The organism is Brevundimonas basaltis (genome assembly GCF_014202075.1).
GTDB lineage: Bacteria > Pseudomonadota > Alphaproteobacteria > Caulobacterales > Caulobacteraceae > Brevundimonas > Brevundimonas basaltis.
In genome coordinates this window covers 1-26,099 of the sequence record NZ_JACHFZ010000001.1, presented here as the reverse complement: position 1 = coordinate 26,099, position 26,099 = coordinate 1, and the positions used below count along the sequence as shown (strand labels likewise).

The 26,099-nt window shown below is 67.9% G+C and carries 40 protein-coding genes; 7 read left to right on the top strand and 33 right to left on the bottom strand.

Features of this window, described 5'->3' with window-relative positions:
- Positions 1 to 47 precede the first annotated feature (47 nt).
- Positions 48 to 467 carry a VOC family protein gene (locus tag HNQ67_RS00200; RefSeq protein WP_183251214.1) on the top strand — a complete coding sequence of 140 codons (420 nt, stop codon included), beginning with the start codon at positions 48 to 50 and terminating at the stop codon, positions 465 to 467.
- Here the strand turns inward: HNQ67_RS00200 and HNQ67_RS00195 are convergent.
- The gene (locus HNQ67_RS00195; RefSeq protein WP_183252665.1) at positions 464 to 1,840 is read right to left on the bottom strand and encodes a trypsin-like peptidase domain-containing protein; all 1,377 of its coding nucleotides are present in this window, start codon (positions 1,838 to 1,840) and stop codon (positions 464 to 466) included. The genes HNQ67_RS00200 and HNQ67_RS00195 overlap by 4 nt on opposite strands.
- A 193-nt stretch (positions 1,841 to 2,033) precedes the next feature.
- On the opposite strand from HNQ67_RS00195, the gene HNQ67_RS00190 reads away from it, so the two are divergent.
- Together HNQ67_RS00190 and HNQ67_RS00185 are read left to right on the top strand one after the other, a co-directional pair.
- A complete protein-coding gene (locus HNQ67_RS00190) occupies positions 2,034 to 2,960 on the top strand; it encodes an ABC transporter ATP-binding protein (RefSeq protein ID WP_183251211.1) in 927 nt (308 codons plus the stop codon).
- Positions 2,950 to 3,825 (top strand): ABC transporter permease subunit, encoded by an 876-nt coding sequence (locus tag HNQ67_RS00185; RefSeq protein ID WP_183251209.1) that lies wholly within the window; start codon positions 2,950 to 2,952, stop codon positions 3,823 to 3,825. The genes HNQ67_RS00190 and HNQ67_RS00185 overlap by 11 nt, the downstream gene beginning before the upstream one ends.
- A gap of 10 nt (positions 3,826 to 3,835) precedes the next feature.
- Here the strand turns inward: HNQ67_RS00185 and HNQ67_RS00180 are convergent, their stop codons facing one another.
- The 29 genes from HNQ67_RS00180 to rpsJ all read right to left on the bottom strand — a co-directional run bounded on the left by HNQ67_RS00180 (position 3,836) and on the right by rpsJ (position 19,415).
- Complete coding sequence (locus tag HNQ67_RS00180; RefSeq protein ID WP_183251207.1) at positions 3,836 to 4,303, bottom strand: GNAT family N-acetyltransferase; 468 nt, start codon at positions 4,301 to 4,303, stop codon at positions 3,836 to 3,838.
- A gap of 86 nt (positions 4,304 to 4,389) precedes the next feature.
- On the bottom strand, positions 4,390 to 4,809 hold the full coding sequence (gene rplQ, locus HNQ67_RS00175; protein ID WP_183251205.1) for a 50S ribosomal protein L17: 420 nt from the start codon (positions 4,807 to 4,809) through the stop codon (positions 4,390 to 4,392).
- 101 nt (positions 4,810 to 4,910) lie between these two features.
- Positions 4,911 to 5,930: a DNA-directed RNA polymerase subunit alpha gene (locus HNQ67_RS00170; RefSeq protein WP_183251203.1), complete on the bottom strand. Its 1,020-nt coding sequence runs from the start codon at positions 5,928 to 5,930 to the stop codon at positions 4,911 to 4,913.
- A gap of 87 nt (positions 5,931 to 6,017) precedes the next feature.
- Positions 6,018 to 6,407, bottom strand: a complete 390-nt coding sequence (gene rpsK, locus HNQ67_RS00165; RefSeq protein ID WP_122468702.1) for a 30S ribosomal protein S11 — start codon at positions 6,405 to 6,407, stop codon at positions 6,018 to 6,020.
- 9 nt (positions 6,408 to 6,416) lie between these two features.
- Positions 6,417 to 6,785 carry a 30S ribosomal protein S13 gene (gene rpsM / locus HNQ67_RS00160; RefSeq protein WP_183251202.1) on the bottom strand — a complete coding sequence of 123 codons (369 nt, stop codon included), beginning with the start codon at positions 6,783 to 6,785 and terminating at the stop codon, positions 6,417 to 6,419.
- Positions 6,786 to 6,914: 129 nt separating this feature from the next.
- Positions 6,915 to 7,649: an energy transducer TonB gene (locus tag HNQ67_RS13790; protein ID WP_221247678.1), complete on the bottom strand. Its 735-nt coding sequence runs from the start codon at positions 7,647 to 7,649 to the stop codon at positions 6,915 to 6,917.
- Between the two features lie 59 nt (positions 7,650 to 7,708).
- Positions 7,709 to 8,272, bottom strand: coding sequence for an adenylate kinase (locus tag HNQ67_RS00150; RefSeq protein WP_183251197.1), 564 nt, complete (start codon positions 8,270 to 8,272; stop codon positions 7,709 to 7,711).
- Between the two features lie 23 nt (positions 8,273 to 8,295).
- On the bottom strand, positions 8,296 to 9,681 hold the full coding sequence (secY, locus tag HNQ67_RS00145; protein WP_183251194.1) for a preprotein translocase subunit SecY: 1,386 nt from the start codon (positions 9,679 to 9,681) through the stop codon (positions 8,296 to 8,298).
- 104 nt (positions 9,682 to 9,785) lie between these two features.
- The gene (gene rplO / locus HNQ67_RS00140; RefSeq protein ID WP_183251192.1) at positions 9,786 to 10,379 is read right to left on the bottom strand and encodes a 50S ribosomal protein L15; all 594 of its coding nucleotides are present in this window, start codon (positions 10,377 to 10,379) and stop codon (positions 9,786 to 9,788) included.
- Positions 10,380 to 10,520: 141 nt separating this feature from the next.
- Positions 10,521 to 10,718 (bottom strand): 50S ribosomal protein L30, encoded by a 198-nt coding sequence (gene rpmD, locus HNQ67_RS00135; RefSeq protein WP_183203635.1) that lies wholly within the window; start codon positions 10,716 to 10,718, stop codon positions 10,521 to 10,523.
- Positions 10,719 to 10,721: 3 nt separating this feature from the next.
- Positions 10,722 to 11,330, bottom strand: a complete 609-nt coding sequence (gene rpsE / locus HNQ67_RS00130) for a 30S ribosomal protein S5 (RefSeq protein WP_183251190.1) — start codon at positions 11,328 to 11,330, stop codon at positions 10,722 to 10,724.
- A 12-nt stretch (positions 11,331 to 11,342) separates the two neighbouring features.
- Positions 11,343 to 11,705 carry a 50S ribosomal protein L18 gene (rplR, locus tag HNQ67_RS00125; RefSeq protein WP_183251188.1) on the bottom strand — a complete coding sequence of 121 codons (363 nt, stop codon included), beginning with the start codon at positions 11,703 to 11,705 and terminating at the stop codon, positions 11,343 to 11,345.
- 3 nt (positions 11,706 to 11,708) lie between these two features.
- Entirely contained in the window at positions 11,709 to 12,242 is a 534-nt protein-coding gene (gene rplF, locus HNQ67_RS00120; RefSeq protein ID WP_183251186.1) for a 50S ribosomal protein L6, read from the bottom strand.
- 1 nt (position 12,243) lies between these two features.
- The gene (gene rpsH, locus HNQ67_RS00115) at positions 12,244 to 12,642 is read right to left on the bottom strand and encodes a 30S ribosomal protein S8 (protein ID WP_168049145.1); all 399 of its coding nucleotides are present in this window, start codon (positions 12,640 to 12,642) and stop codon (positions 12,244 to 12,246) included.
- Positions 12,643 to 12,656: 14 nt separating this feature from the next.
- A complete protein-coding gene (gene rpsN, locus HNQ67_RS00110; RefSeq protein ID WP_183251184.1) occupies positions 12,657 to 12,962 on the bottom strand; it encodes a 30S ribosomal protein S14 in 306 nt (101 codons plus the stop codon).
- A 20-nt stretch (positions 12,963 to 12,982) separates the two neighbouring features.
- A complete protein-coding gene (gene rplE / locus HNQ67_RS00105; RefSeq protein ID WP_183251182.1) occupies positions 12,983 to 13,540 on the bottom strand; it encodes a 50S ribosomal protein L5 in 558 nt (185 codons plus the stop codon).
- Positions 13,540 to 13,848, bottom strand: a complete 309-nt coding sequence (gene rplX, locus HNQ67_RS00100) for a 50S ribosomal protein L24 (protein WP_183251179.1) — start codon at positions 13,846 to 13,848, stop codon at positions 13,540 to 13,542. Before rplX ends, rplE begins: the two co-directional genes overlap by 1 nt.
- Positions 13,849 to 13,850: 2 nt before the next feature.
- A complete protein-coding gene (gene rplN, locus HNQ67_RS00095) occupies positions 13,851 to 14,219 on the bottom strand; it encodes a 50S ribosomal protein L14 (protein ID WP_055832151.1) in 369 nt (122 codons plus the stop codon).
- A 19-nt stretch (positions 14,220 to 14,238) separates the two neighbouring features.
- Positions 14,239 to 14,481 (bottom strand): 30S ribosomal protein S17, encoded by a 243-nt coding sequence (gene rpsQ, locus HNQ67_RS00090; protein WP_168049152.1) that lies wholly within the window; start codon positions 14,479 to 14,481, stop codon positions 14,239 to 14,241.
- A 10-nt stretch (positions 14,482 to 14,491) separates the two neighbouring features.
- A complete protein-coding gene (gene rpmC, locus HNQ67_RS00085; RefSeq protein ID WP_183251176.1) occupies positions 14,492 to 14,689 on the bottom strand; it encodes a 50S ribosomal protein L29 in 198 nt (65 codons plus the stop codon).
- Positions 14,689 to 15,129: a 50S ribosomal protein L16 gene (gene rplP / locus HNQ67_RS00080; protein ID WP_183251173.1), complete on the bottom strand. Its 441-nt coding sequence runs from the start codon at positions 15,127 to 15,129 to the stop codon at positions 14,689 to 14,691. The genes rpmC and rplP overlap by 1 nt, the downstream gene beginning before the upstream one ends.
- Before the next feature lie 3 nt (positions 15,130 to 15,132).
- A complete protein-coding gene (rpsC, locus tag HNQ67_RS00075) occupies positions 15,133 to 15,885 on the bottom strand; it encodes a 30S ribosomal protein S3 (RefSeq protein WP_183251171.1) in 753 nt (250 codons plus the stop codon).
- Positions 15,885 to 16,265 (bottom strand): 50S ribosomal protein L22, encoded by a 381-nt coding sequence (gene rplV / locus HNQ67_RS00070; RefSeq protein WP_056450358.1) that lies wholly within the window; start codon positions 16,263 to 16,265, stop codon positions 15,885 to 15,887. Before rplV ends, rpsC begins: the two co-directional genes overlap by 1 nt.
- A 3-nt stretch (positions 16,266 to 16,268) precedes the next feature.
- On the bottom strand, positions 16,269 to 16,547 hold the full coding sequence (rpsS, locus tag HNQ67_RS00065; protein ID WP_183251169.1) for a 30S ribosomal protein S19: 279 nt from the start codon (positions 16,545 to 16,547) through the stop codon (positions 16,269 to 16,271).
- Between the two features lie 2 nt (positions 16,548 to 16,549).
- Positions 16,550 to 17,383: a 50S ribosomal protein L2 gene (rplB, locus tag HNQ67_RS00060; protein WP_183251166.1), complete on the bottom strand. Its 834-nt coding sequence runs from the start codon at positions 17,381 to 17,383 to the stop codon at positions 16,550 to 16,552.
- A gap of 4 nt (positions 17,384 to 17,387) precedes the next feature.
- Positions 17,388 to 17,693 (bottom strand): 50S ribosomal protein L23, encoded by a 306-nt coding sequence (locus HNQ67_RS00055; RefSeq protein ID WP_183251164.1) that lies wholly within the window; start codon positions 17,691 to 17,693, stop codon positions 17,388 to 17,390.
- Entirely contained in the window at positions 17,693 to 18,331 is a 639-nt protein-coding gene (gene rplD / locus HNQ67_RS00050) for a 50S ribosomal protein L4 (RefSeq protein WP_183251161.1), read from the bottom strand. Before rplD ends, HNQ67_RS00055 begins: the two co-directional genes overlap by 1 nt.
- Complete coding sequence (gene rplC / locus HNQ67_RS00045; RefSeq protein WP_183251160.1) at positions 18,331 to 19,089, bottom strand: 50S ribosomal protein L3; 759 nt, start codon at positions 19,087 to 19,089, stop codon at positions 18,331 to 18,333. Before rplC ends, rplD begins: the two co-directional genes overlap by 1 nt.
- Before the next feature lie 20 nt (positions 19,090 to 19,109).
- A complete protein-coding gene (gene rpsJ, locus HNQ67_RS00040; protein ID WP_003164367.1) occupies positions 19,110 to 19,415 on the bottom strand; it encodes a 30S ribosomal protein S10 in 306 nt (101 codons plus the stop codon).
- Between the two features lie 553 nt (positions 19,416 to 19,968).
- On the opposite strand from rpsJ, the gene HNQ67_RS00035 reads away from it, so the two are divergent.
- Entirely contained in the window at positions 19,969 to 20,706 is a 738-nt protein-coding gene (locus HNQ67_RS00035; protein ID WP_183251157.1) for a porin, read from the top strand.
- A 142-nt stretch (positions 20,707 to 20,848) separates the two neighbouring features.
- On the opposite strand, the gene HNQ67_RS00030 is transcribed toward HNQ67_RS00035, so the two are convergent.
- The 3 genes from HNQ67_RS00030 to HNQ67_RS00020 all read right to left on the bottom strand — a co-directional run bounded on the left by HNQ67_RS00030 (position 20,849) and on the right by HNQ67_RS00020 (position 23,938).
- Positions 20,849 to 21,742: a GIN domain-containing protein gene (locus HNQ67_RS00030; protein ID WP_183251155.1), complete on the bottom strand. Its 894-nt coding sequence runs from the start codon at positions 21,740 to 21,742 to the stop codon at positions 20,849 to 20,851.
- A gap of 116 nt (positions 21,743 to 21,858) precedes the next feature.
- Positions 21,859 to 22,764 (bottom strand): cupin-like domain-containing protein, encoded by a 906-nt coding sequence (locus HNQ67_RS00025; protein ID WP_183251153.1) that lies wholly within the window; start codon positions 22,762 to 22,764, stop codon positions 21,859 to 21,861.
- A 7-nt stretch (positions 22,765 to 22,771) separates the two neighbouring features.
- Entirely contained in the window at positions 22,772 to 23,938 is a 1,167-nt protein-coding gene (locus tag HNQ67_RS00020) for a GNAT family N-acetyltransferase (RefSeq protein WP_183251151.1), read from the bottom strand.
- Positions 23,939 to 24,077: 139 nt separating this feature from the next.
- Here HNQ67_RS00020 and HNQ67_RS00015 point away from each other — a divergent pair, with 139 nt between their 5' ends.
- From HNQ67_RS00015 to HNQ67_RS00005, 3 genes are all read left to right on the top strand, one after another.
- On the top strand, positions 24,078 to 24,260 hold the full coding sequence (locus HNQ67_RS00015; protein WP_183251149.1) for a hypothetical protein: 183 nt from the start codon (positions 24,078 to 24,080) through the stop codon (positions 24,258 to 24,260).
- Between the two features lie 136 nt (positions 24,261 to 24,396).
- Positions 24,397 to 25,500 carry a L,D-transpeptidase family protein gene (locus HNQ67_RS00010; protein ID WP_183251147.1) on the top strand — a complete coding sequence of 368 codons (1,104 nt, stop codon included), beginning with the start codon at positions 24,397 to 24,399 and terminating at the stop codon, positions 25,498 to 25,500.
- Positions 25,501 to 25,563: 63 nt separating this feature from the next.
- Positions 25,564 to 25,953, top strand: a complete 390-nt coding sequence (locus tag HNQ67_RS00005) for a DUF302 domain-containing protein (RefSeq protein ID WP_183251145.1) — start codon at positions 25,564 to 25,566, stop codon at positions 25,951 to 25,953.
- The last annotated feature ends 146 nt before the right edge of the window (positions 25,954 to 26,099 follow it).

Below are 26,099 nucleotides of genomic sequence, written 5' to 3'. Positions count from 1 at the left end.
CGCGCAAATCACGCGTTACTGTGGCGCGTCCAATCGGAGACCACGCCATGACCGAAGACCACAACGCCCAGGGACCGACCACGGGCGTCGCGCCGCACCTGACCATTCCGTCGCGCGGCGGTCAGGCGGCGATCGATTTCTACACCCGGGCCTTCGGGGCCGTGGAGGTCCGCCGGATGCTGGCCGAGGACGGCGAACGGCTGATGCACGCCTGGCTGCGGATCAACGGCGGCGACGTCCTGCTGCACGACGAGTTCCCCGAATACAACGGCGAGCAGGACATCACGCCCAGCGGGGTGACCATCCACCTGCAGGTGGACGACGCCGACGAATGGTGGAACCGGGCCATCCTCGCGGGCGGCGTGCCCGTGTTCCCGCTGGCCGACCAGTTCTGGGGTGACCGCTACGGACAGTTGAAGGACCCGTTCGGCCACTGCTGGTCGATAGGAGCGCCGGTGAAAGGCTAGCGGACCAAAAGGATTCCCCGCTGGCCGCGCCGTTCGACCGTGAGCTGGGCGCCGCGCGGCAGATTGGCCAGTTGCTCGGCGGAGGTCACAGCGCGACCATTCACGGCCAGGATGACGTCGCCGGCCTGCACGCCCACGCCGCGGCGGGCGTAGCCCCGGCTGTCAACGCGGCTGACGATCACGCCGGTAGCAAAGGGATCGCCGCCGAGGCCGTCCGCGAGCGCCGGATTGAGGGTCAGGACCTGGGCGCCGGACAGGCCGCCTTCCCGGATCAGGGTGGCCCGGTCGACGTCGGCGTCGCCCGGCAGCCGCTGCACCCGGGCGCTCAGCGTTCGGGCCCGGCCGTCGCGCAGGACAGCGACCTCGACCGTGTCGTTCGGCGCGCGCGTGCCGACGCGGAAGTTGAGCCCGCCCTGATCATTGATCTCGGCCCCGTCGATGGCGGTGATGACGTCGCCCTCGCGCAGGCCGGCGCGGGCGCCCGGGCCGTTCGGCCAGACCTCGGTGACCACCAGCCCCTGCGGACGCTCGAGGCCGAGGCTGCGGGCGATCTCGGCGCTGACCGTCTCGCCCTTCACGCCCAGCCACGGACGGACCACGGCGGTGGCGCCGCCGACGGCGGAATCGACCACCCGCTTCACCAGGGTGGCGGGTACGGCGAAACCGACGCCGGACGACGACCCCGAGCGCGAGAAGATGGCGGTGTTGATGCCGATCAGGTCGCCGTCCATGTCGACCAGGGCCCCGCCGGAGTTGCCCGGGTTTATGGCGGCGTCGGTCTGGATGAAGGAGCCGCTGTCGCTGATGCCGGTCTCGGTCCGGTTCAGGGCCGAGATGATGCCGTTGGTCACCGTCTGGCCGACCCCGAACGGATTGCCGATGGCCAGCACCAGATCGCCGACCTGCTGTTCCTCGCGATCGTCGATGGGCAAGGTCGGCAGGCGGTCGTTGACGCCTTCGAGCTGAAGCACGGCGATGTCGGAGCGGGCGTCGGCGAGCACGACCCGGGCCGAGAATTCGCGCCGGTCATTCAGGGTGACGCGGATCTCCTGCATGCCCTCGATGACGTGGTTGTTGGTGACCACGACGCCGTCAGGGCGCACGATGACGCCCGAGCCGACCGAGCCGGTCTGGCGCTGGCCGGGGATGCCCCAGAAGGGGTCCCGGACCTGCTGCACGCCGCGGGCGGCGATATTGACCACCGCCGGCGCCGCCTGGCGCACCACGGGGGCGAAACTGGCCTTCATCGACGACGCGTCGCCCGGCAGGATCCGGTTTTCGGCGAAGACGCCGTCCTGGGCGCGGCTGTCGTCGGGCTGGCCGCAAGCGGCGAGGGACAGGGCCAGGGTGATCGCGAGGGTGCTGGTCTTCATCGTCATCCGGGGGGTCATGAACGCTTTATACGCCGAGTTCGCCCGGTCATTTCGACGCGATCAAGGCGCAGGCAAGCCAAACGATTACGATTTGCCCACGTTCCGCGGCCGCACGCACCGCCGGGCGTTCGTTGCGAAAGCTTAATGCCGACGCGACTTGCGTTGGGCCGCGGCGCACGTTCTAGCTGCACCCATGACCGCTGTTATCGAAACGCCCGTGATCCAGGTTTCGGGGCTGACCAAGACCTACGGAACCGTCCGCGCCCTCGACGGGCTGGACCTGGCGATCCCGCGCGGCGGGGTCTATGGCGTGCTGGGCCCCAACGGGGCGGGCAAGTCGACCCTGTTCCGCATCCTGCTGGGGCTGATTCGCTCGACCGAGGGATCGGCTACCGTCATGGGCGGCGCCGTCAGCGAGGTCGGCCACATGCGCCGCATGGGCTCGATGATCGAGACCCCCCGTTTCCCGCCCTATATGACCGCGCGGCAGGTGCTGCGCTGGCTGGCGCTGGAGCATGGCATCGGCGGCGAGACGGATATTCCCCACTGGCTGCAGCGCGTCGGCCTGACCGAGGCGGCGGACCGCCGGGTGCGGGGCTTCTCGGTCGGCATGATGCAGCGGCTGGGTGTGGCCGCCGCCCTGATGAGCCGCCCCGACCTGGTCATCCTCGACGAGCCGACGAGCGGCATGGATCCGCCCGGGATCCAGGAGATGCGAGCCCTGATCCGCAGCCTCGCCGACGACGACGGCGTGACCGTGGTGCTGGCCAGCCACCAGTTGCTCGAGGTCCAGCGCGTCTGCGACCGCGTCGCCATCCTCAACAAGGGCAAGCTGGTGCGCGAAGGCGCGGTCGGCGAGCTGACGGCGGTGGGCGAGCGGCTGCGGCTGGCGGTCAGTCCGCAGGCGAAGGTCCTCGAGGTGCTGGGGGCCAAGGGCGCCGCCGAGGGCGACGCCGTGCTGGCCGACATCAGGCGCGAGGAGGGGCCCGCCCTGATCCGCGCCCTGGCCGAGGCCGGCGTCGACATCCACGAGGCGCGCTGGGTCGGCACCGACCTCGAGGCCATCTTCTTCACCGAGACGGGCTCCGTCCAGACGCCGGAGACGATCCATGCTCGTTGACGCCATCCGCGCGGAAAGCTTCCGTCTGTCGAAGAACCGCACCGCGCTGTTCTGGAGCGTGCTGTTCGTTCCGATCATCACCATCGCCATCGGGACGATCACCCAGTTCGTGCTGAAGGCCAACGAGGCCAAGCTGCTGGCCGATGCGGAGGCCCCACTGGGCCTGCGCGAAATGATGGCCTCGGGCGGTCAACTGGACCTCGCCCAGTCGCTGGTTCAGGCGGCGGGGAATGTCGCCAATCCGATCGTGCTGCTGTTCGTGCTGATCGGGGCCGCGACCCTCTATGCCGGCGACTACCGCTGGGAGACCTGGCGGCTGATCAGCGCGCGGAACAGCCGCCTCAACCTCATGCTAGGCAAGCTGGCGACGGTGGCCGGGATCGCGTTGGCGGCGATGCTGTTCATGCTGCTCGCCGCCGTGATCGAGAATTTCATCCGCGCCGCCATTTTCGACCGGGCGGTGGTGTTCAACGCGACCGGTGAAGCCTTCGGCCAGTTCGCCGGGCAGTTCGGCCTGTCGTGGCTGCGCATCCTGCAGTTCACCATGATGGGCATGCTGGCCGCCACCGTGACCCGGTCCCTGCTAGCGGCGCTGTTCGTCCCGCTGGTCATCGGCGTGGCGCAATTCTTCTCGCCGCAGATGCTGGGGCCGATGGGGATCATGCCCGACGCGTGGCTGGCCATGCTGATCAATCCGGGCGCGGCGGTCGACGCCATCAGCGCGGCCATCGCCGGCGGCGAGCGCGCGGCGGCCCTGCCCGACGGCCTGCTGTTGAAGGCCTGGATCAGCCTCGGTCTGTGGACGGTGCTTCCGCTGGCGGGGGCGCTGGCGTGGTTCGAGAAGCAGGACCTGTCAAAGGAATAGGAGCGCCCGGTCAGCGGAGCCGCTTTTCCATCCAGACGTCAGCCCGGACGTAGGGGCTCGGCCGAGGCGGGAGGTCGACGAAGCCGAAGCTTCGGTAAAGGGCGCCCGCCGGCTTCAGGGTGCTGCTGGTCTCCAGATAGAGGCGCGGCGCGCCAGCAGCGCGGGCAGCAACCTCGCAGGCCTCCAGCAGGCGGCGGCCGAGGCCGAGGCCGCGCGCGGCCGGCGACACCGTCATCTTGGCCACCTCATAGCCGCCATCGTCCATCGCCATCAGTGCGCAGCAGCCGATCGCCTCCCCGTCCCGTTCAGCCATGAAGATGCGGCCGTCGCGATCGAGGATGGCCCCGCGCGGATCGTCGATGACCGTGCGGTCCCTGGCCTCGACCGCGAAGCCGCCCTCGGCCAGCCAGGCCTCGTTCAGTGCGGCCCAGCCGGCGGCGTGGTCGGGACGGAAGGGGACGATCTGGACTTCGTTCATGGGCGACCTTCTGCCTCGCCCCCACCCAAAGAAAAAGGGCGGCCGGATCGCTCCGGCCGCCCCTTCGAAGCCCCAACGGGAGACGCTTACGCCTCGTCGTCGCCCTCGATCTCATAGACCGGACCCGAGTCCTGGCCCTTGGCGTCGACGTCGCGGTCGACGAACTCGATCACGGCCATGGCGGCGTTGTCGCCGTGGCGGTAGCCGGCCTTCATGATGCGGATGTAGCCGCCGTTGCGGTCGGCGTAGCGCGGGCCGATCGTTTCGAACAGCTTGCCCACCTGCGGCACGTCCCGGACGTGGCTGATGGCCTGACGACGCGCGTGCAGGTCGCCTTTCTTGGCGAGCGTGACCAGCTTCTCGACGAAGGGACGCAGTTCCTTCGCCTTCGGCAGGGTCGTGGTGATCTGCTCGTGCTTGATCAGCGACGCGGCCATGTTGGCGAACATCGCGGTCCGGTGGCTGGCCGTGCGGCCGAGCTTGCGATAGGCGGCGCCGTGGCGCATCGGGGTCTCTCCTACTCACCCTGGTTTCCACAGAAGCGGACCTGGGGTTCTCTCATTCTAACCGCTCCGCGGCCCGGGGGGCCAAGGGCGGAGGGTTGAAACTAGATCTGGTCGTCGAACTTCTTGGCCAGGTCTTCGATGTTTTCCGGCGGCCAGTTGGGCACGTCCATGCCGAGGCTGAGCCCCATGGTCGCCAGCACTTCCTTGATCTCGTTCAGCGACTTGCGGCCGAAGTTCGGGGTGCGAAGCATCTCGCCCTCGGTCTTCTGGATCAGGTCGCCGATGTAGACGATGTTATCGTTCTTCAGGCAGTTGGCCGAGCGGACCGACAGTTCCAGCTCGTCGACCTTCTTGAGCAGGGCCGGGTTGAACGGCAGGTCGGGCTTGCCGTCCGCCTGTTCGACCGCCTTCTTGGGCTCGTCGAAGGTGATGAAGATCTGGAGCTGGTCCTGCAGGATGCGCGAGGCGTAGGCCACCGCGTCAACCGGCGAGACGGCGCCGTTGGTTTCGACTTCCAGCACCAGCTTGTCGTAGTCGAGCGACTGGCCCTGACGGGTCGGCTCGACGCGATAGGCGACGCGCTTGACCGGCGAATAGAGGGCGTCGACGGCGATCAGGCCGATCGGGGCGTCTTCCGGACGGTTGAACTCCGAGGCGACATAGCCCTTGCCGTTCTGGACGGTCAGTTCCATGCGCACCGAGGCGCCGTCGTCCAGCGTGCAGATCACGTGATCGGGGTTCAGCACCTCGATGTCCGACGGGACGTCGATCTGGCCGGCGGTCACCGGGCCGGGGCCGGTGGCGCGCAGGGTCATGCGCTTGGGGCCCTCGGCGTGCATGCGCAGCGCCAGCTGCTTGATGTTCAGCACGATGTCGACAACGTCTTCCCGCACGCCTTCCAGCGACGAGAATTCGTGGACGACGCCGTCGATCTGGATGGCCGTCACCGCCGCGCCTTGCAGCGACGACAGGAGAACGCGGCGCAGGGCGTTGCCGAGCGTCACGCCGAAACCGCGTTCGAGGGGCTCGGCGACCAGGCGCGCCTTGCGCTGGGGGTCGGAGCCGGCCTCGATCTGCGGCTTCTCGGGACGGATCAGCTCTTGCCAGTTACGTTCGATCATGGATGTCCCTCGAAAACGGAGTTCGCCGGTCCCTCGCTCCTCGTCAGGGGCGGCAGGACCGGCGGAGAATAGTCGGTCGATGTCTGCTTAGACGCGGCGGCGCTTGGGCGGACGGCAACCGTTGTGCGGCATCGGCGTGACGTCGCGGATGGTGGTGATGGTCATGCCGGCGGCCTGCAGCGCGCGCAGGGCCGACTCGCGGCCGGAGCCGGGACCCGAAACATTGACTTCCAGCGTCTTCACGCCGTGCTCGCCGGCCTTCTTGGCGGCGTCCTCGGCGGCCATCTGGGCGGCGTACGGGGTCGACTTGCGCGAACCCTTGAAGCCCATGTGCCCGGCCGACGACCAGGAGATGGCGTTCCCCTGCGCGTCGGTGATGGTCACCATGGTGTTGTTGAAGGACGCATTCACGTGGGCGACGCCCGAGGTGATGTTCTTGCGCTCGCGCTTCTTTACGCGACCCGGTTCCTTGGCCATGTGTCTGTCTTACTTCTTCTTGCCGGCGATCGGCTTGGCGGGACCCTTGCGGGTGCGGGCGTTGGTGTGCGTGCGCTGGCCGCGGACCGGCAGGCCCTTGCGGTGACGCAGGCCGCGGTAGCAGGCCAGGTCCATCAGACGCTTGATGTTCATCGAGGTTTCGCGGCGCAGGTCGCCTTCCACGGTGTGATCGCGGTCGATCGTCTCGCGAATCTGCAGCACCTCGGCGTCGGTCAGCTGGTTCACCCGGCGCGAGGGCTCGATCCCGACCTTGGCCGTGATGTCCTTCGCCGCGTGAGCGCCGATGCCATGGATGTACTGAAGCGCGATTTCGACGCGCTTGTTGGTCGGGATGTTGACGCCAGCGATACGGGCCACGAAGCTCTCCAGATACGCGTGTGCGGACGCAACAAACGCTCCGGTCAACAGACCAGGAGCGCCGACGCCCTTCGCGGAAGCGCGCCTTATACAGGGGATTCACGCGCCGTCAACGCCTGCCGACGCCCGTCAGGGAGCGTTGCGCCCGAAGCGGACCGTGATCACCGCCCGCAGATCGTAATCGGGGCGTCCGTCGATCATGCCCGGGCGAAAACGGTATTCGGCGACCGCCGCGGCGATGCCGGCCGCGCCAAAGCCCTGCCCTGCCGGAGTCTCGCTCACCACGCGGCACTGATCCAGCACCGTGTCCTCGCGAATCCGGCAGCTCACCACGGCCGTGCCGGACACCCCCTGCCTCAGCGCCTCCTGCGGATGGTAGCGCCGCAGGGCCAGCGGCCGGGGTTCGCGCAGATTGCGCGGCCCCGTGCGGACGCCGCGGCCGGGGCCGTCGCCCGCGCCGACGCCCGTGCCGCGCCCTGTCCCCTGCCCGCCCTGGCCCATGCCGGGCGTCTCCGACGAGGTCGGCGCGACCCCGATCACCAGCTCAGGCTCGGGCGCCTGCTGGCGGGGGGCCGGGACCTCGGGCGGCGTCGGATCGCGCGGCGGCGGCGGGACGTGGATGCGGGAGGGGGCGGCGGGCGCGCCGCCGCCGGGGTCGACAGACGCCTCCTCGGGCGGCGGAGGCGGCGGTGGCGGCGGCGGCGGCCGGAACAGCTCGACCTCGAACACCGGCGGCAGGGCCATCGGCGGCGAGGCCGTGGTCCGCGCCATAACCGCGAACAGGCCGGCATGCACCGCCAGCACCACGACGAAGACGCCCGCCTTGCGCTGCCGGTCCCGGGTCAGGAACGAGCGGATTTTCACCGGCGGAAGATGCCACATCCGGCATGAACGCGCCGGAGCCGAAAGCGCTCAGCTCCGGTTCACTTATCCAATGCGGCGTCGATCGCGGAGGCGACGGCGTCAACAGATCCCATGCCGTCGATTTCGGTCAGCAAGCCCTTGTCGGCGTAGTAGGGCAGCAGCGGCGCGGTGTTGCGGTTGTAGGCCACCAGGCGGACCTTGAAGCTCTCGGGATTGTCGTCCGGGCGACCCTGCTCGGCGTAGCGGCGGGCCACGCGCTCCAGCAGGGCCTCGTCGTCGACCTTGAGGCGGATGACGTGATCGATGCGGGCGCCCTTGCGGGCCAGCATGGCGTCGAGGGCCTCGGCCTGGGCCACAGTGCGCGGGAAGCCATCGAAGATGGCGCCGCCTGCCGCCTCGGCCTCCGGCAGCCGCTCCTCGATCAGAGCGATGACGATGGCGTCGGAGACGAGGTCGCCGCGCGACATGATCGCCTGGCACTCCCGGCCGAGGTCAGAGCCCGAGGCGATGGCGGCGCGGAGCATATCGCCGGTTGACAGCTGGACCATGCCCCGCGTCTCGACGAGACGCTTGGCCTGCGTGCCCTTGCCCGCGGCCGGCGGTCCGAACAGGATCAGGTTCATCGCCGCCCCTCCCCGGCCCGGCTTCAGCGTCTCGCGGGCGCGGTGACGCCCTTGCCGCGACCGCCCCGTCCACGCAGCTTGGCCTTCTTGATCAGGCCTTCGTACTGGTGGGCGAGCAGCTGGGACTGGATCTGGGCGACCGTGTCCATGGTCACCGAGACGACGATCAGGATCGAGGTGCCGCCGAACAGCAGCCCCCCGCCGATCTGGGCCCCGACAAACTCGGGCAGCAGACAGACGGCGGTGATGTAGATGGCCCCGATTGTGGTCAGGCGGGTCAGGACATAGTCCAGATACTCGGCCGTGCGCTTGCCCGGCCGGATGCCTGGCAGGAAGCCGCCGTACTTGCGCAGGTTCTCGGCCGTGTCTTCCGGATTGAACGTGATCGAGGTGTAGAAGAAGCAGAAGAAGATGATCAGCGCGCCGTAGAAGACCATGAAGATCGGCTGGCCGTGCTGCATCTGGGCGGTGAAGAGCGGCAGCCAGTCGAGCCAGGTCGGCAGGTTGGCCGACGCGGTCATGGTCGCCACCGTGGTCGGCAGCATCAGCAGCGAGGAGGCGAAGATCGCGGGGATGACGCCGGCGGTGTTGAGCTTCAGCGGCAGGAACGAGCGTTCGCCCCCGGCCATGCGGTTGCCTTCCTGGCGCTTCGGATACTGGATCAGCAGCCGGCGCTGGGCCCGTTCCATGAAGACGATGAACACCACCACGCCGATGGCCAGGCCGGTGATCATCAGCAGAACGAAGGGCGACATCACGCCCTGCTGGGCCATGCCGAACATCCGCGCGATGGCGCCGGGAAGCACGGCGACGATGCCGGCCATGATGATGAGCGAGATGCCGTTGCCGATACCCCGCGCCGTCACTTGCTCGCCCAGCCACATCAGGAACATGGTGCCGCCGGTCAGGGTCGTGACCGTGGAGACGATGAAGAACAGGCCAGGCTGATCAACCAACCCCTGGGTGGCGTTCAGGCCCAGCGCGATGCCGGCCGACTGGAACAGGGCCAGCACGACCGTCAGATAGCGGGTGTACTGGTTCAGCTGCTTGCGGCCGCTCTCGCCGCCTTCCTTCTTCAGCTTCTCCCACGGCGGATACACCGCGCCCATCAGCTGGACGATGATCGACGCCGAGATATAGGGCATCACGTTGAGGGCGAAGACCGCCATGCGCTCGACGGCGCCGCCCGAGAACATGTTGAACATGTCCAGGATGCCGCGCTGACCGTCAGGGTTCTGGAAGAACTGGAGGAAGGCCTCGGAGTTCAGCCCGGGGATCGGCACATAGGTGCCGATGCGGTAGACCACGAGGGCCCCCAGGGTGAACAGCAGACGCTTGTGGAGCTCGGTCGCCTTGGCGAACGAACCCATGTTCATATTGGCTGCGAGTTGTTCGGCGGCCGAAGCCATATGTCGTCACCCCGACTGGTCAGAACGCGGCGCATCGGACAGGAATCCGGCGCCTGCGTCCAGATAGGTGAAGGGCGCCCCCGTGGCGAGGGCGCCCTTCAAGCTTATTTCTTGGCGGCGGTCCGCTTGGCGCGGGCCGAGACCTTGTTGGCGTCGCCCTGCGGCGCCTTGGGCGCCGGAGCCCTGCCCTTGGCGGCGTTGCGCTTTTCGACGCGCGCGGCGGCCTTGGCCTCGGCCTCGATCCGCTGCTGCTCAACGGTGCCGCCGGCGGCCTCGATGGCCTTCAGAGCGCCCGAGGTGGCCGACCAGACGACGAGGTTCAGCTTGCCCTTGATCTCGCCGGTGCCCAGCAGACGGACGCCGTCCTTGACGCGACGGATCACGCCGGCGGCGACCAGCGCCTCGCCGTTGATTTCCTTCTTGGCGTCCAGCTTCTTGGCGTCGATGGCTTCCTGCAGACGCCACAGATTGACCTCGGCCAGCTTGAGCGCGTTCGGATTGTTGAAGCCGCGCTTGGGCATCCGCATGTACAGCGGCATCTGGCCGCCTTCGAAGCCGCCGATGGCGACGCCCGAACGCGACTTCTGACCCTTGACGCCGCGACCGGCAGTCTTGCCCTTGCCCGAACCCGGGCCACGGCCGACACGCATGCGCTTCTTGTGAGCGCCTTCGTTGTCGCGGATTTCGTTCAGTTTCATGTGCCTGATCCTTTCGGGTGCTAGCGCCCGGTCGAAACCGGACTCGGCTCTGGAAAAATTGAAGGGCCGCTTCTAGGCGGCCCGTCCGGTATTCGCAAGAAGCGGAACGCCCTCCCCCGATCCGGGAGAGGGCGAAACGGCTTACTTCTCGACCACTTCCACCATGTGGGCGACCTTGGCGATCATGCCGCGGACCGAGGGGGTGTCCTCGAGGGTCGATTCACGACCCATGCGGTTCAGGCCCAGGCCGGCCAGGGTGGCGCGCTGGTCCGACTTGCGGCGGATCGGCGAACCGGTCTGGCGAACGGTGACGGTGGCTTTGGATTCGGTCTTGGCCATCTATCAGCCCTCCACGGCTTCAGGCGCCGAGGCGCCGTCGTTGCGGCGGCCCATCAGGTCGGCGACCTTCTTGCCGCGCTTCGAGGCCACCATGCGGGGCGACGACTGGACCTTCAGAGCTTCGAAGGTGGCGCGGATCATGTTGTAGGGGTTCGACGAACCGGTCGACTTGCCGACGACGTCCTGGACGCCGAGGGTTTCGAGCACGGCGCGCATCGGACCGCCCGCGATGACGCCGGTTCCCGGAGGAGCGGCGCGCATCATGATCTTGCCGGCGCCCCAACGGCCCGAGCCGTCGTGGTGCAGGGTGCGGTTCTCGCGCAGCGGAACCTTGATCATGGTCTTCTTGGCTTCTTCGGTCGCCTTGCGGATCGCTTCCGGCACTTCACGCGCCTTGCCGTGACCGAAGCCGACGCGGCCCTTGCCGTCGCCGACGACCATCAGGGCCGCGAACGAGAACCGGCGGCCGCCTTTGACGGTGGCGGCGACGCGGTTGATGTGCACCAGCTTCTCGACGATGTCCGAATCCGGACCGTCGACGGCGGGAGCGTTGCGGTTGTCACGACGGTTGCGGTCGTTGCCGCCGCCGCCACGTTGGGGTTGATGCGCCATCTGTCGCGTCCCTTAGAAGTTCAGGCCGGCTTCACGCGCGGCATCAGCCAGCGCCTTCACCCGTCCGTGATAGATGTAACCGCCGCGGTCGAAGACGACGTCCTTGACGCCCTTCTCGAGAGCGCGTTCGGCGATCAGCTTGCCGATGGCCGCAGCCGCTGCGGTGTCCGAACCTTTCAGCTTCTTGCCCTTCTCGCCTTCCAGCGAAGAGGCGGCGGCCACCGTGACGCCCTGGGCGTCGTCGATGATCTGAGCCGAGATGTTCTTGTCCGAGCGATGGACCGACAGGCGCAGGCGGCCGTTGGCCACAGCCTTGAGGCGGCGGCGGGTGCGCTCGGCGCGACGCTTGGCGTTTTGCTTGAGAGTACTGGCCATGGCTTACTTCTTCTTGCCTTCCTTGCGCCGGACCTTTTCGCCCGAATAGCGCACGCCCTTGCCCTTGTAGGGCTCCGGCGGACGCAGCTTGCGGATGACGGCGGCGATCTGACCGACGGCCTGCTTGTCAGCGCCGGAGATCTTGATTTCGGTCTGCTTGGGCACCGCGAAGGTGACGCCGGCCGGCGGCTGGATGTCGACGTCGTGCGAGAAGCCGAGCTGCAGCGACAGGGCGTTGCCCTTCATGGCGGCGCGATAGCCGACGCCGACGAGGTCCAGCGACTTCTCGAAGCCGGTGGTGACGCCGGTGACCATGTTGTCGACCAAGGTGCGCGACAGACCCCACATGGCGCGAGCGCGCTGCGTGTCCGAGCGCGGGATCAGCGACAGCTCGTCGCCGTCCTGCTTGACCTCGATCTCTTCCGCGACGGTCCAGGTGCGTTCGCCCTTGGGCCCCTTCACCGAGACGGTCTGGCCGTCGAGCGTGAGCGTCACGCCCTTCGGGATCGCGATGGTTTTCTTGCCGATACGGGACATATCAGTAGACCCTGCAGAGGACTTCGCCGCCCACCTTGGCCTCGCGGGCCGCGGTGTCGGACATGACGCCCTTGGACGTGGAGAGGATCGAGATGCCGAGGCCGTTCTTGATCGGCTTCAGGTCGCTGATCGCCGAATAGACGCGGCGGCCCGGCTTGGACACGCGAGCGATCTCGGCGATGACCGGCTGGCCATCGAAGTATTTCAGCTCGATCTCGAACTGCGGGAACTCACCGGGGTTCTGAACCAGCGAATAGCCGCGGATGTAGCCCTCGTCCTGCAGCACGTCGAGGACGCGCTGGCGCAGGCGGGAAGCCGGGGTGAGCACCTTGGAACGCTTGCGCATGGCGGCGTTCCGGATGCGGGCGATCATGTCGCTCAGGGGATCGTTGATCATCATGTCTGTCGCTCCCCTTACCAGCTGGACTTCGTCAGACCCGGGATCTGACCCAGGTTGCCGAGTTCACGCAGGGCGATACGGCTCATCTTGAGCTTGCGGTAATAGGCCCGCGGACGGCCCGTCACCTCGCAGCGGTTGCGAATCCGGTTGGCGGCCGAGTTGCGCGGCAGCTCAGCCAGCTTCAGGCGCGCTTCGAAGCGCTCCTCAAGCGGCAGGGATTCATCGTTGGCGGTCGCCTTCAGGGCGGCCCGCTTGTCGGCGTATTTCGCGACGAGGGCTTTCACCATCTCGTTGCGGTTCACGGCGCTCTTCTTAGCCATTGTGCTCTATCCCTTCCCGCTCAGTTCACGAACGGGAACTTGAACTCGGTGAGGAGAGCCTTGGCTTCCTCATCGGTCTTGGCCGTGGTGCAGACGATGATGTCCATGCCCCACATCTGGTCGATCTGGTCGTAGTTGATCTCGGGGAACACGATGTGCTCCTTCAGACCGGTGGCGTAGTTGCCGCGACCATCGAAGCTGGTGCCCTTGAGGCCCCGGAAGTCCTTCACCCGCGGCAGCGCGATGGTGATGAACCGGTCGAGGAACTCATACATCTGGTCGCCGCGCAGGGTGACCTTGCCGCCGATGACCATGCCCTCGCGCAGCTTGAAGCCGGCGATGGAGTTGCGGGCCTTGGTCGGCACGGGCTTCTGGCCGGCGATGGCAGCCAGATCCTTGAGGGCCGCGGTGGCCTTCTTGGAGTCAGCCACGGCTTCGCCGATGCCCATGTTGAGGACGATCTTATCCAGCTTGGGCACCTGCATCGGGTTGGTGTAGCCGAACTTCTCGGTCATCGCCTTGCGGATGCGGGCCTGGTACTCGTCCTTCAGACGAGGCGTGTACTTGGTGTCGGCCATCAGATGACGTCTCCCGTCGTCTTGGCGAAGCGAACCTTCTTGTCACCGTCCACGCGGAAGCCGACGCGGGTGGCCTTGCCGTTGGCGTCGGCGATCGCGACGTTCGACAGGTGAAGCGACGCTTCCTTGTTCTTGATGCCGCCCTGCGGATCAGCCTGGGTCGGGCGCGTGTGGCGCTGAACCATGTTGATGCCTTGCACGACGACGCGGTTTTCGGTCGGCAGAACCCTGGTGACCTTGCCGGTCCGGCCCTTGTCCTTGCCGGTCAGGACGACGACGTTGTCGCCCGTTTTGATCTTGGCGGCCATGACTACAGGACCTCCGGAGCCAGCGAGATGATCTTCATGTGGTTCTTGGCGCGCAGTTCGCGGGGAACCGGGCCGAAGATCCGCGTGCCGACGGGCTCGTTCTGCTTGTTGACGATGACAGCGGCCGACTTGTCGAAGCGAATGACCGAGCCGTCCTTGCGCATGATGTCCTTGGCGGTGCGCACGACGATGGCGCGCACGACGTCGCCCTTCTTCACGCGGCCGCGGGGAATGGCTTCCTTGACGGAAGCGACGATCGTGTCGCCCACCGAGGCGTAGCGGCGCTTGGAGCCGCCCAACACCTTGATGCACATGACCCGGCGAGCGCCCGAATTGTCGGCCACCTCCAGGTTAGTTTGCATCTGGATCATGGGATCCGATCCTTCTGAGTTACGAGGCCGAGGCGGTGGAAAGGACTTCCCAACGCTTCAGCTTGGACTTCGGGGCGCACTCGACGATGCGGGCCAGGTCACCGACCTTGAGGGCGTTCGCTTCGTCGTGAGCGTGGTACTTCTTGGACAGACGGACGGTCTTTTTGAGGACGGGGTGAAGCAGCGTGCGCTCCACCTTCACCACGACGGTCTTGTCGCCCTTGTCGGAGACGACCACGCCTTCGAGAATTCGTTTCGGCATCTTCGTTTCCCTACGCGTTCACACGCTTCTCGCGCAGAAGCGTCGAGATGCGGGCGATGTCCTTGCGCACTTCCGAGACCCGGTGGGTCTTTTCCATCTGGCCGGTGGCGGCCTGGAAGCGCAGGTTGAACTGTTCCTTCTTGAGCTTGAGCAGCTCGTCGGACAGCTGGTCGGCGGTTTGCGACCGGAGATCGGCGATCTTGGTCATCAGGCAGCAGCCTCCGTATGGGCGACGCCGGCGTCGAGGCGGGTGACCACCTTGGTGCGCACGGGCAGCTTGGCGGCGCCGAGGCGCAGCGCCTCGCGGGCGATGTCGTCCGGCACGCCGTCGATTTCAAACAGGATACGGCCCGGGTGGCAGCGCGCGGCCCAATGGTCCACGGCGCCCTTGCCCTTGCCCATGCGGACTTCGGCCGGCTTGCCCGTGACGGGCAGGTCCGGGAAGACGCGGATCCAGACGCGGCCCTGACGCTTCATCTGGCGGGTGATCGCGCGGCGGGCCGCCTCGATCTGACGCGCCGTGATGCGTTCCGGCTCGACCGTCTTCAGCCCGTAGGAGCCGAAGTTGAGCGAGAAGCCGCCCTTGGCGGAGCCATGGATCCGGCCCTTGAAGGCCTTGCGGTACTTGGTCTTTTTGGGTTGCAGCATGACCTAGTTCTCACGTCCCCGGTCGCGACGCGGACCGCGATCACCGCGGGGGCCACGTTCACGGCCTTCGTTGGAAGACGGGCCAGCAGCTTCCTGGGCCCAGCGCTTGTCCTGCGCCATCGGGTCGTGCTCCAAGACCTCGCCCTTGAAGACCCACACCTTCACACCAATGATGCCGTAGGTCGTCTTGGCCTGGATGAAGCCGTAGTCGATGTCGGCGCGCAGGGTGTGCAGCGGCACGCGGCCTTCGCGGTACCATTCCATCCGCGCGATCTCGGCGCCGCCGAGGCGGCCCGAAACGTTGATGCGGACGCCCTTGGCGCCGAGGCGCATGGCGGACTGCATCGCGCGCTTCATGGCGCGGCGGAAGGCGATACGGCGCTCGAGCTGCTGCGCGATGTTCTCGGCGATCAGCTGGGCGTCGGTTTCGGGCTTGCGGACCTCGACGATGTTCAGGTGAACCTCGCCCTCGGTCTGGGCCGCGATGTCCTTGCGCAGTTTCTCGATGTCGGCGCCCTTCTTGCCGATCACGACACCCGGACGGGCGGCGTAGATCGTCACGCGGCACTTCTTGTGCGGACGCTCGATGATGATGCGCGACACGCCGGCGGCGTTGAGGCGTTCCTTCAGCCACGTGCGCAGCTTCAGGTCCTGGTGCAGCAGCTTGGCGTAGTCGGCGCCGCCGGCGAACCAGCGGCTGTCCCACGTGCGGTTGACGCCAAGGCGCAGACCGATCGGATTTACTTTCTGACCCATCAGGCGGCCTCACCGGCTTCTCGGACCACGATGGTGATCTCCGCGAAAGGTTTCAGGATGCGCGACGAGCGGCCACGAGCGCGGCTCGCGAAACGCTTCATCACCAGGTTCTTGCCCACGAAGGCCTCGGCGACGACGAGATTGTCGATGTCGAGGTTGTGGTTGTTCTCGGCGTTGGAAACGGCCGAATACAGGACCTTGCGAACGTCGGTGGCGATGCGCTTGCGGCTGAATTCCAGCTCGTTCAGCGCCTTCTGCACCGGCAGGCCGCGGATCGACTGGGCGACCAGGTTCAGCTTCTGGGGGCTGATCCGGACATTCACCAGCTTGGCGCGGGCTTCGGTCGGGGCGACCCGACGGGGGTTTTTGGTCTGGGCCATCAGTTATTTCCTTTTGGCCTTCTTGTCCGCCGCGTGCCCGGGGAACGACCGGGTCGGGGCGAACTCGCCGAGCTTCATGCCGACCATTTCTTCGGAGACCGACACCGGCACGTGCTTCTGGCCGTTGTGGACGCCGAACGTCAGGCCGACGAACTGCGGCAGGATGGTGGAGCGGCGCGACCACGTCTTGATCACGTCCTTGCGGCCCGACGTCGAGACGGCGTCGGCCTTCTTGAGCAGATACCCGTCGACAAACGGGCCTTTCCAGGAGGAGCGGGCCATCTTTAGCGAGCCTTCTTAACGTGGCGGGTACGGATGATGAACTTGTCCGTAGCCTTGTTCTTGCGGGTCCGGGTGCCCTTGGTGTCCTTGCCCCACGGCGTAACCGGGGTGCGACCGCCAGAGGTCCGGCCTTCACCACCACCGTGCGGGTGGTCGATCGGGTTCATGGCGACGCCCCGAACGTGCGGACGCCAGCCCATGTGACGGACGCGGCCGGCCTTGCCGAGGTTCTGGTTCATGTGGTCGGGGTTCGACACCGCGCCCACCGTGGCCATGCAGCCGTCCAGAACCATGCGCAGTTCGCCCGAGCCGAGGCGGATCTGGGCGTAGCCCTGATCGCGACCGACCAGCTGGGCGTAGGCGCCGGCCGAACGGGCCAGCTGGGCGCCCTTGCCCGGCTTCATCTCGATGTTGTGGATGATCGTACCCACGGGCATCGAGCGCAGCGGCATGGCGTTGCCCGGCTTCACGTCGACCTTCTCGCCGGCCACCACCGTGTCGCCGGCCTTCAGACGTTGCGGCGCGATGATGTAGTTCTTCTCGCCGTCCTCATAGGTGATGAGGGCGATGAAGGCGGTCCGGTTCGGATCGTACTCAAGGCGCTCGACGGTCGCCGAGGCGAACTTGCGGCGCTTGAAATCGATCTTGCGGTACAGCGTCTTGGCGCCGCCGCCGCGGAAGCGGACGGCGATCCGACCGCCCTGACCGCGTCCGCCCGACTTGGTCAGGCCTTCGGTCAGCGACTTCTCCGGACGGCCCTTGTGGAGCTCGGAGCGGTCGATCAGCACCAGGGCGCGGCGGCCCGGCGACGTCGGATTGTAGGTTTTCAAGGCCATCTGATCAGAGCCCCGTGGTGACGTCGATCGACTGGCCTTCGGCCAGCGTCACGATCGCTTTTTTGATGTCGACCCGACGGCCCATGATGCCGCGGAAGCGCTTGGTCTTGCCCTTCTGGACGAGGGTGTTGACCTTCAGGACGTTGACCTTGAACAGGCTTTCGACCGCCGCGGCGATCTCGTCCTTGGTCGAGGTTCCCGCAACGCGGAAAACGACCTTGTTCTGCTCCGACAGGATCGTCGCCTTCTCGGTGATGATCGGCGACAGGATGGTGTCGTAGTGTTTGGCGGTGGGTTGAGCGCCGGCCATTACGCGGCCTCCTTCTCAGAGAAGCGCGCCTCGATGGCCTCGACGGCCGCCTTGGTCAGCACCAGCTTGTCGGCCCGCAGGATGTCATAGACGTTCAGGCCGGCGTTCGGCAGCACGTCGATGTGCGGGATGTTGCGCGCGGCCATGCCGAAGTTCGCGTCGACTTCGGGACCGGCGATGATCAGGGCCTTGGTCCAGCCCAGCTTGCCGAACTGCTCGCGCAGCTTGGCGGTCTTGGGCTCCTTGACCGACACCGTGTCGACCACGATCAGGTCGCCGGCCTTGGCCTTCGACGAGAGCGCGTGACGCAGGGCCAGGGCGCGGACCTTCTTGGGCAGCGAGAACCCGTGATCGCGGACGATCGGGCCGAAGGCGCGCGAACCGCCGACGAACTGCGGCGCACGGCGCGAACCGTGACGGGCGCCGCCGGTGCCCTTCTGCTTGTACATCTTCTTGCCCGTACGAGAGTTCTCGTTGCGGGTTTGAACCTTGTGCGTGCCGGCGCGGCGCTTGGCCAGCTGCCAGTTGACGTAGCGGGCCAGCAGGTCGCCGCGAATGTCGGTGATGCCGAAGACGGCGTCCGACAGTTCAACGTCGCCCGAGGCCTTGCCGTCGAGTTTGATGACCGAGAGTTTCATTACGCTTCACCGCCTTCGGTGGTCTCGACCGCCGGGGCTTCCTCGGCCGGCGTTTCGGCCGGTTCAGCAGCAGCGGCGGTCTTCGACGACTTCACGCCGCCCGGGTAGGGAGCTTCAGCCGGACGGGTCTTCTTCACGGCGTCGCGAATCTTGACCCACGTGCCCTCGTGACCCGGGACGGCGCCCTTGATCATGATCAGGCCGCGGTCGGCGTCGACGCGGAAGACGGTCAGGTTCTGGGTGGTGACGACTTCCTGGCCGAGGTGGCCGGCCATCTTCTTGCCCGGGAACGTGCGACCCGGGTCCTGACGGTTACCCGTGGAGCCGTGCGAACGGTGCGAGACCGAGACGCCGTGCGTGGCGCGCAGACCGCCGAAGTTCCAGCGCTTCATGGCGCCGGCGAAGCCCTTGCCGATGGTCTCGGCCTGGACGTCGACCTTCTGGCCGGCGACGAAGTGGTCGGCCGAGAACTCGGCGCCCACATCCAGCATCGCGTCCGCATCGACGCGGAACTCGGTGACATAGGCCTTCGGTTCCACCGACAGCTTCGCGAAAGCTTCGCGTTGAGCCTTGTTGGTGTTCTTGGCCTTCTTGCTGCCAGCGCCCAGCTGGAGAGCGACGTAGCCGTCACGCTCCTGGGTACGTTGGCCGACGACCTGGCAGCCGTCTAGCTGAAGCACAGTGACCGGAACGTGCGCGCCGTCATCGGCGAACACGCGGGTCATGCCCAGCTTCTTGGCGATCACGCCCGTGCGCATCGGATCCCGCCTCTTTCTTCTTAAATCTTGATCTCGACGTCCACGCCGGCGGACAGGTCGAGCTTCATGAGCGCGTCCACGGTCTGCGGAGTGGGGTCGACGATGTCGAGGACACGCTTGTGCGTGCGGATTTCAAACTGCTCGCGCGACTTCTTGTCGACGTGCGGCGAGCGGTTCACGGTGAACTTTTCGATCAGGGTCGGCAGCGGGATCGGACCACGAACGGTCGCGCCCGTGCGCTTGGCGGTGTTGACGATCTCGCGCGTCGAAAAGTCGAGGACGCGGTGATCGAAGGCCTTGAGCCTGATGCGGATGCTTTGATCCATATCGGTAGCTATTCCCAAGCAGGCGAACCTGCGTCCCTGTGAACCATTTCAAAGACCGGAGTCTTCAGGCCGCGAAGGCCTTCAGAGGACGCACGTCCGCAAAAACGATCGGCCCACGCAGTCTCCCGCGAAGGCCGTTGAAGTCCTGGGTCACTGCAAAGAACAGGGTCTCAGGTCGTTCCTGCGGACCGCGTCTGCACCCCAAACTCAAGCGAGGTGCACAGCCGGTCCAACAAGAGTGGGGGCTTATGCAGATCGATTCCGCTTCCGTCAAGCGGCGAAAGCGTGGCGAAGCCCCTCGCGGTGCGGGCCACGCCTTATAACTGCGTCCCTCGAAAAAGCTGGGCCGGCGTCCGGATGACAGGCGGTTGAAGAAGCGCCGCAATAGGTCCGCGACTTTGTCACCGCTCGGCCACAATGCGTGGCCGGCCGGCCACAACCAGCCCATCCGGCTGATTTGTGACGCGTTTGTAATGGCCGCGCTTGGCGAGGCGCTGCTAGCCGGGCGGTCCGTCGCGGCGCTCCCAGCCGCGGCACCCAAGGAAAACAAAAAATGAAGTCTCTCCTCCTCGTCACCGCCTCCATCGCCGCCTTCGCCGCGGCTCCCGCCCTGGCCCAGGACGGCCCGGTCGGCTCGTTCGGCGTCACCTATAGCGACAGCGAGCTCGAGCTCGGCGGCCTCAGCGCCGACTCCGACGCCTGGGCCGTCGACGGCGTCGTCGCCATGCCCGCCTTCGGCGAGTGGACCGTGACCCTCGCCGGCGCCGTTGCCGACAGCGACGACGACACCGTCATCGCCGGAACGGCCCACCTGACCACCCTGGTCGGTTCGGACCTGCGCATCGGCGGCTTCGTCGGCGCCGCCGACGTGGCCGATGAGACGGCCCTGACGGCCGGCTTCGAGGCCCAGAAATACCTGGCCAACGCCACCCTGACCGGCGTGGTCGCCTACACCACCGCCGACGACGTCGATCTGGACGTCTGGTCGGTCGGCGGCGACGCGGCCTTCTACGTCACCGACGCCCTGCGCCTGAACGCCGGCGTGTCGTGGATGACCATCGACGACGCCGATGTCGACGGCTTCACCTACGGCGTCGGCGCCGAGTACCAGATCGCCCGCACGCCGTTCTCGGCGACCGCCGGCTATTCGCACTCGGACATCGAAGGCCTGGACGTCGACACCTGGACCGTCGGCCTGCGCTACAGCTTCGGCGGCGGCCTGCAGGCCCGCGACCGCGCCGGCGCGGCCCTGCCGGGTTCGGGCGTCATGGGTCTGCTGGGCGCTCTCTAAGCGTCACGCCTGACCGAACGACGAAGCCCCGGCGGAGCGATCCGCCGGGGCTTTTTCGTGCCCGATTGTGGGTCACGGCCAGCAAGAAGGCCCGGGCGGCGTCCGCGCCCGGGCCTTCCCGTCCGGCAATGGCCCGCAGGGGCTAGCGACCGATGCGGATGTCGCCCGCCCCGACGACGCTGCGGTTGACGCGACCGGTCGCCTCGGCGATGCGGACGTCGCCCGCGCCGGCGATGGAGACGCTGACGTCTCCGGCTACCCCGCCGAAATCGACGTCGCCCGCGCCGGCGATGGAGATATCGAGATTGGGCGCCCGCCCCCGGCGAATGGCCACCTCGCCCGAACCCGCGATCGAGATGTCCGTGTCACCGTCCACCTCGGCGATGACCGCATCCCCCGCTCCGTTCGCGCTCAGCGCGAGACGGCCGGTGGCGCCCGCCGTCAGGTCGCCGGCGCCGTTCAGGCTGGCCTCGAGGGATCGGGAGGTGCCGACCATCAGGTCGCCCGAGCCTGACACGGACACATCCACCGAGCCTTCGGTGTTCGCCACCGCCCAGTCGCCGCAGCCGCTGCTGCCGAGATCGACCGAAGCCGCGCCGCGACCGATCGAACCGTATACGGCGCCGCCGGTCTCGACGTTGACGGCGCGGGGCGAGCGGATGACGATCAGCGGCGCGTCATCCACATTGACCCGGCCGAGGTTGCGGACCTCGACCGAGGCGCCCTCCCCCGGTCGCGTGCGATCCGGGCCAGAACGGCAGTTGCGGATGTCGTCGCCCAGACGCAAGCCGGCCATGCGGCGCGCGAGACCGCCGTCTATGCGAATCCGGTCGCCGTCGCGCTCGAGACGCAGGGCGGGCAGGCGCGAGCTCCCCTGTTCAATCTCGACGGCCACGTCGGCACGGTCCTCGACGATGACCACGACCCGGGCGACGGCGTGATCGATTTTCACCCGGGGCTCCTTGGCCAGAGCGGGCCCGGCGACGGCCAGGGCAAGCGCGGCGGCCGCGGCGGCGGACAGCAGGATGGGTTTCATGGCGGGGCTCCCTCTCCGAAAATGTGCGGGGAAGGTGCGACTCACCTCGCGCCAAGTCACTTTAAATCGAGGTCATGACCTCGTTGTAAGGAACCCGGCGGCCGCCGCCGGCGGCCTCATGCCAGGGCGCGCGCGCCATCCGCCGCACCCGCGTCGGGCTCGAAATCGCGCTCGAAGCCGGCGATGCGGCTCTTCATCGCCCCCGCCCGTTTGAGCGCCAGCGAGGCGGCCCAGCGCGCCGCCAGTTCAGGCGTGGACATGCGGTCGGTGAAGCGCGGCCGGCCGCCCGCGCGACGCAGCACTGCATTGGTGAACAGGGCCCCGTTTCTGAACCGCGACGGCCAGGTCTGGAAATCCATCGACAGGGAGACGCAGAAGCGGTCGAGGTTCTCGACACGGTGCGGAGCGTACAGCGGCCAGGTCAGGGCCTGCCCCGGCTCGAGGTCCATGATCTGGGCGTCCGCCTCGAAGGCGAGGCGATAGGGCAGTTCTTCCGTGGTCTGACGGGTCACCACCTGCTCCATGTCGGTCTCGGCCAGATGGGCCTCATCGCCCGGATAGACGAAAACCCGCTTGCGTCCGCGGAGATGGAACAGCACCACGCCCGCCGCATCGAAATGGTAGGGCACCCGCGCCCGCGGCGACGACAGGATCAGCTGCCCGGACTGGCGCACCGCGCGCAGACCCGGATAGCGCGCCTGCACGTCCCCGAACTCGGCCATCGCGGCGGCCCACAGTTCGGGCCAGCCGGTCTCGACCTCGCGCAGATTGACCCAGAGCCGTCCCTGCTGGATCGCGGCCAGCAGATCCGCGCCGCCCAGTCGGCCGCGCGCGCCGGTGCGCAACGACACCTGACCGGCCTCGTCGTAATCGTACAGATTGATGTCGAACAGCCCGGCGGGATAGCGCTCCAGCATGGCCGCCAGCGCCTCGTCCGTGGCGAAGCCCTGCTCGACCAGGCGGTGGTCGTGGACCCGGGCCTCGGTGATGGGCCCGGCGTAGCGGGTGCGCGCGACGGTCATGACTGTCTCAGGCCGGTACAGGTCGGGTCGATGCCCGCCGCGCCTTTGCAAGGGCCGCGCCGGCCGCCTGGAGGGCGCCGCGCATGCGCGCGACCGGCGTGGTCTCGCAGGCCTCGATCGCCGCCCAGCGCCGCCGCACGCTGGCGCGCAGGCGTTCCCCGCGCCCTTGTCCGGCCAGGTTCAGCGTCCCGACAGCCGCCTGGCTGACGGCCGTTCCCAGCCCCGGCCGCAGGATCAGCGCCTCGCGCACCGTGCGCGACGCATTGCAGAAATATTTCTTGTAGTGCTCGCCCTCGAAACCGAAGTCGAAGGTCCGGTAGCCCAGCGCCGAGGCCAGACGCATCGTGTCCATGCTCAGCAGGATGCCCGGCGAACAGCGCGACAGCGCCGGATCGTAGCCCGGGAACCAGAAGTGATACTGGTCGCCGCCGTGCAGCGAATATTCCACCGCCGCCAACCGGTCCCCGGCCCACAGCCCGGCCATCGAGGCGCCGAAGCCTTCGGTCTTCTCCTTGAGCAGGGCATGAAGGAGGTCGGCGGTCCAGCCGCAGGCGAAGATGTCGTGCCGCCCCGTGCGCCGGTACTGCTCGCGCTTCAGCCCGATCAGCCAGTTCAGCAGGGCCGGATCGCGGAGCCCCCGTTCCACGCGCAGCGGGCCCAGCTCCGCTTCCATGCTGCGCCGGGCGCGTTCCTTGTCCTTGAAGAATTTGCCCTCGCTCGCCCGGCGTTCGGCGTACCAGCCTTCGTATCCGTCGGCCCCCAGGGCGACCTGCACCGTTCGCCTCGGCTCGCCGGGGTCGCGACCGCCCTCGCCCGTCGCCCCGACCCAGGCGGTGACGTTGAGCCGGCTGGCGCCCAACGCCGCGGCCGCCGCTTCCAGGGAAGGCGCCTCGCCCGGCCGGGCGATGACGCCGTGATAATCGTTCATCGGCGCGGCCAACGGCTGCACCGCCCCGCCCCGCCTCTGATGCGGCAAGAAGCCGACGGTGCGCCCGCCGCGCGAGAACACGGCCACCGCCGCGTTCGGGCTGATGCGCCCTGCGACGCGGGTGAACTCGGGCCTGAAATAGGGGCTGTTCAAGGCCGGATCGGCGGCCAGCATGGCGCGCCACTCGGCCCAGTCCGCCTCGCCCAGCGCATCCGTTCCGACGATGTCGACCTTCAGCGCGGTCATGCGGCCTCCCGGGCGACGCCCGCTGCGGGCGTCTTCGCCGTCAGGCTTAGCCCGTCGCCTCTTTCAACAGGGTAAGCCGGCATGGTGAACGAAACCTGCCCTGCCCGCGGGCGTTGGCTTGGCTGTAGAGGAGATCGCCATGACCGACCCGCAGGAAGCCGACCGACGCGCGCCCGGCCGTCAGAACGAATACGAGGAACAGCGCACGCCCGCCCGCGAGGGACAACCGCCGCGCCCCGCCCAGGAGCCGCGCGGGTCCGAAGGCAGCAGCAACAGCGGAGAAACCGCCACCGATCCCGCCACCGGAAAGCCCAACCCTTGATCCGGGCCCTCGTCGTCGACGCCTGCCGCGTTCGGCCCGGGTGGCATCGCCGCCGGAGGCCTGGCGGCAGACCTTCGCTTAAGGAACAGCCGGCGCCCTGCGGTGTTGCTCTGGTCCCGACCGCTGGAGTTCGCCGATGATCCCGAGCCGCCCTGCCCGCCTCGCCCTGTTCGCCGCCCTGCCCGTGTTGGCGCTTGCGGGCTGTGATCGTCGGCCGGCGCCCCGCGCCGACGAGGCGGCCGACCCGGGGGCCGCCGCCGCCGCCAGCCTGCGCCAGTCCGTGGAGTCGGCGAGCTTCACCCCGCCCGCCCCTGCGCCGGAGACCGGCGACGCCGCCGCCGGCGAACGACCCGGCACGGCGCCCGCGGTCCGCGAGGCGCTGCCCGGGGACGCCCGACCCGAGCCCGCCATGGTTCGGGCCCAGATCCTGCTCGACCGCACGCGGTTTTCGCCGGGCATCGTCGACGGCCTCGGCGGTGAGAACACCCGTCAGGCCATCGCCGCTTTCGAGGAAGCCCATGACCTGCCGGTGGACGGCGAGCTCGACGCGACGGTGTTCGAGCGCCTGACCGCCGGCGACGGGGGCCGGGTGTTGACCGACTACACCATCACCCCCGCGGACGTGTCCGGCCCCTTCGTCGGCAGCGTACCCGAGTCGCTGGAAGCCCAGGCCCGGATGCAGACCGTCGGCTATGTCGACGCCCGCGAGGCGCTGGCCGAGAAATTCCACATGAGCGAGGCCCTGCTCGACGCCCTCAATCCCGACGTCGATTTCGGGCGCGCGGGCCAGACCATCGTGGTGGCCGCGACCGGGCCCGACGCCCTGCAGGACGAGGTGGCCCGCATCGTGGTCGACAAGGCCGAGAGCGCGGTGCGCGCCTATGCCGCCGACGGCCGGCTGCTGGCCTTCTACCCCGCCACCATCGGCAGCGGCCAGACCCCGTCCCCCACCGGAACCCACACCGTCCGGGCCATCGCGCCCGAGCCCAACTACACCTACGATCCCTCGCGGGTCAGCTATGGCGAGGGCGGCCGCACGGTCATCGTCCCGCCCGGCCCCAACAATCCGGTCGGCTCGGTGTGGATCGACCTGTCCCGCGACACCTATGGGATCCACGGAACCCCGGATCCGGCGAAGATCGGCAAGACCGCTTCCAGCGGCTGCGTCCGCCTGACCAACTGGGACGCCGAACAACTGGCCGGGGCGGTCAAGCCGGGGGTCAAGGTGCGGTTCACCTGACCCGCCCCACGCGCGGGCGACGGGGCCCGCGCCCGGATATCGAACGCCGCAGAGGACGAACCCATGACCTACTACTTCAGCAAGACCGTCAGTGACCCCTTCGAGGCGACCGTGGGCCGAACGCGCGAGGCGTTGAAGGCCGAGGGATTCGGCGTCATCACCGAGATCGACGTCACCGCCACCTTTCGCGACAAGCTGGAGATCGACTTTCGCCCCTACATCATTCTCGGAGCCTGCAACCCGAAGGCGGCCCATGAGGCCCTGTCGGTCGAGGACAAGGTCGGCGTCATGCTGCCCTGCAACGTCATCGTTCAACAGCGACCGGATGGTGAGGGAACCGAGGTCGCCGCCGTCGACCCCGCCGCCTCCATGTCCGCCATCGATAACCCGGCTCTCGCGGCGAAGGCCGAAGAGATCGGGGCCCGTCTCAGACGCGCGCTCGACAGACTGTAGCGCCGGCTCCAGCTCGGGCCGGCCCGGGCCGGCCCGGGCCTCAGGCCAGCATCCGGACAGCAAAACGGCCCCCGGATCGCTCCGGGGGCCGGTCTGTCGTTGTACGGTGCGGTCACGCGCTCAAGCAGCAAGCGACCGCGTCGTGA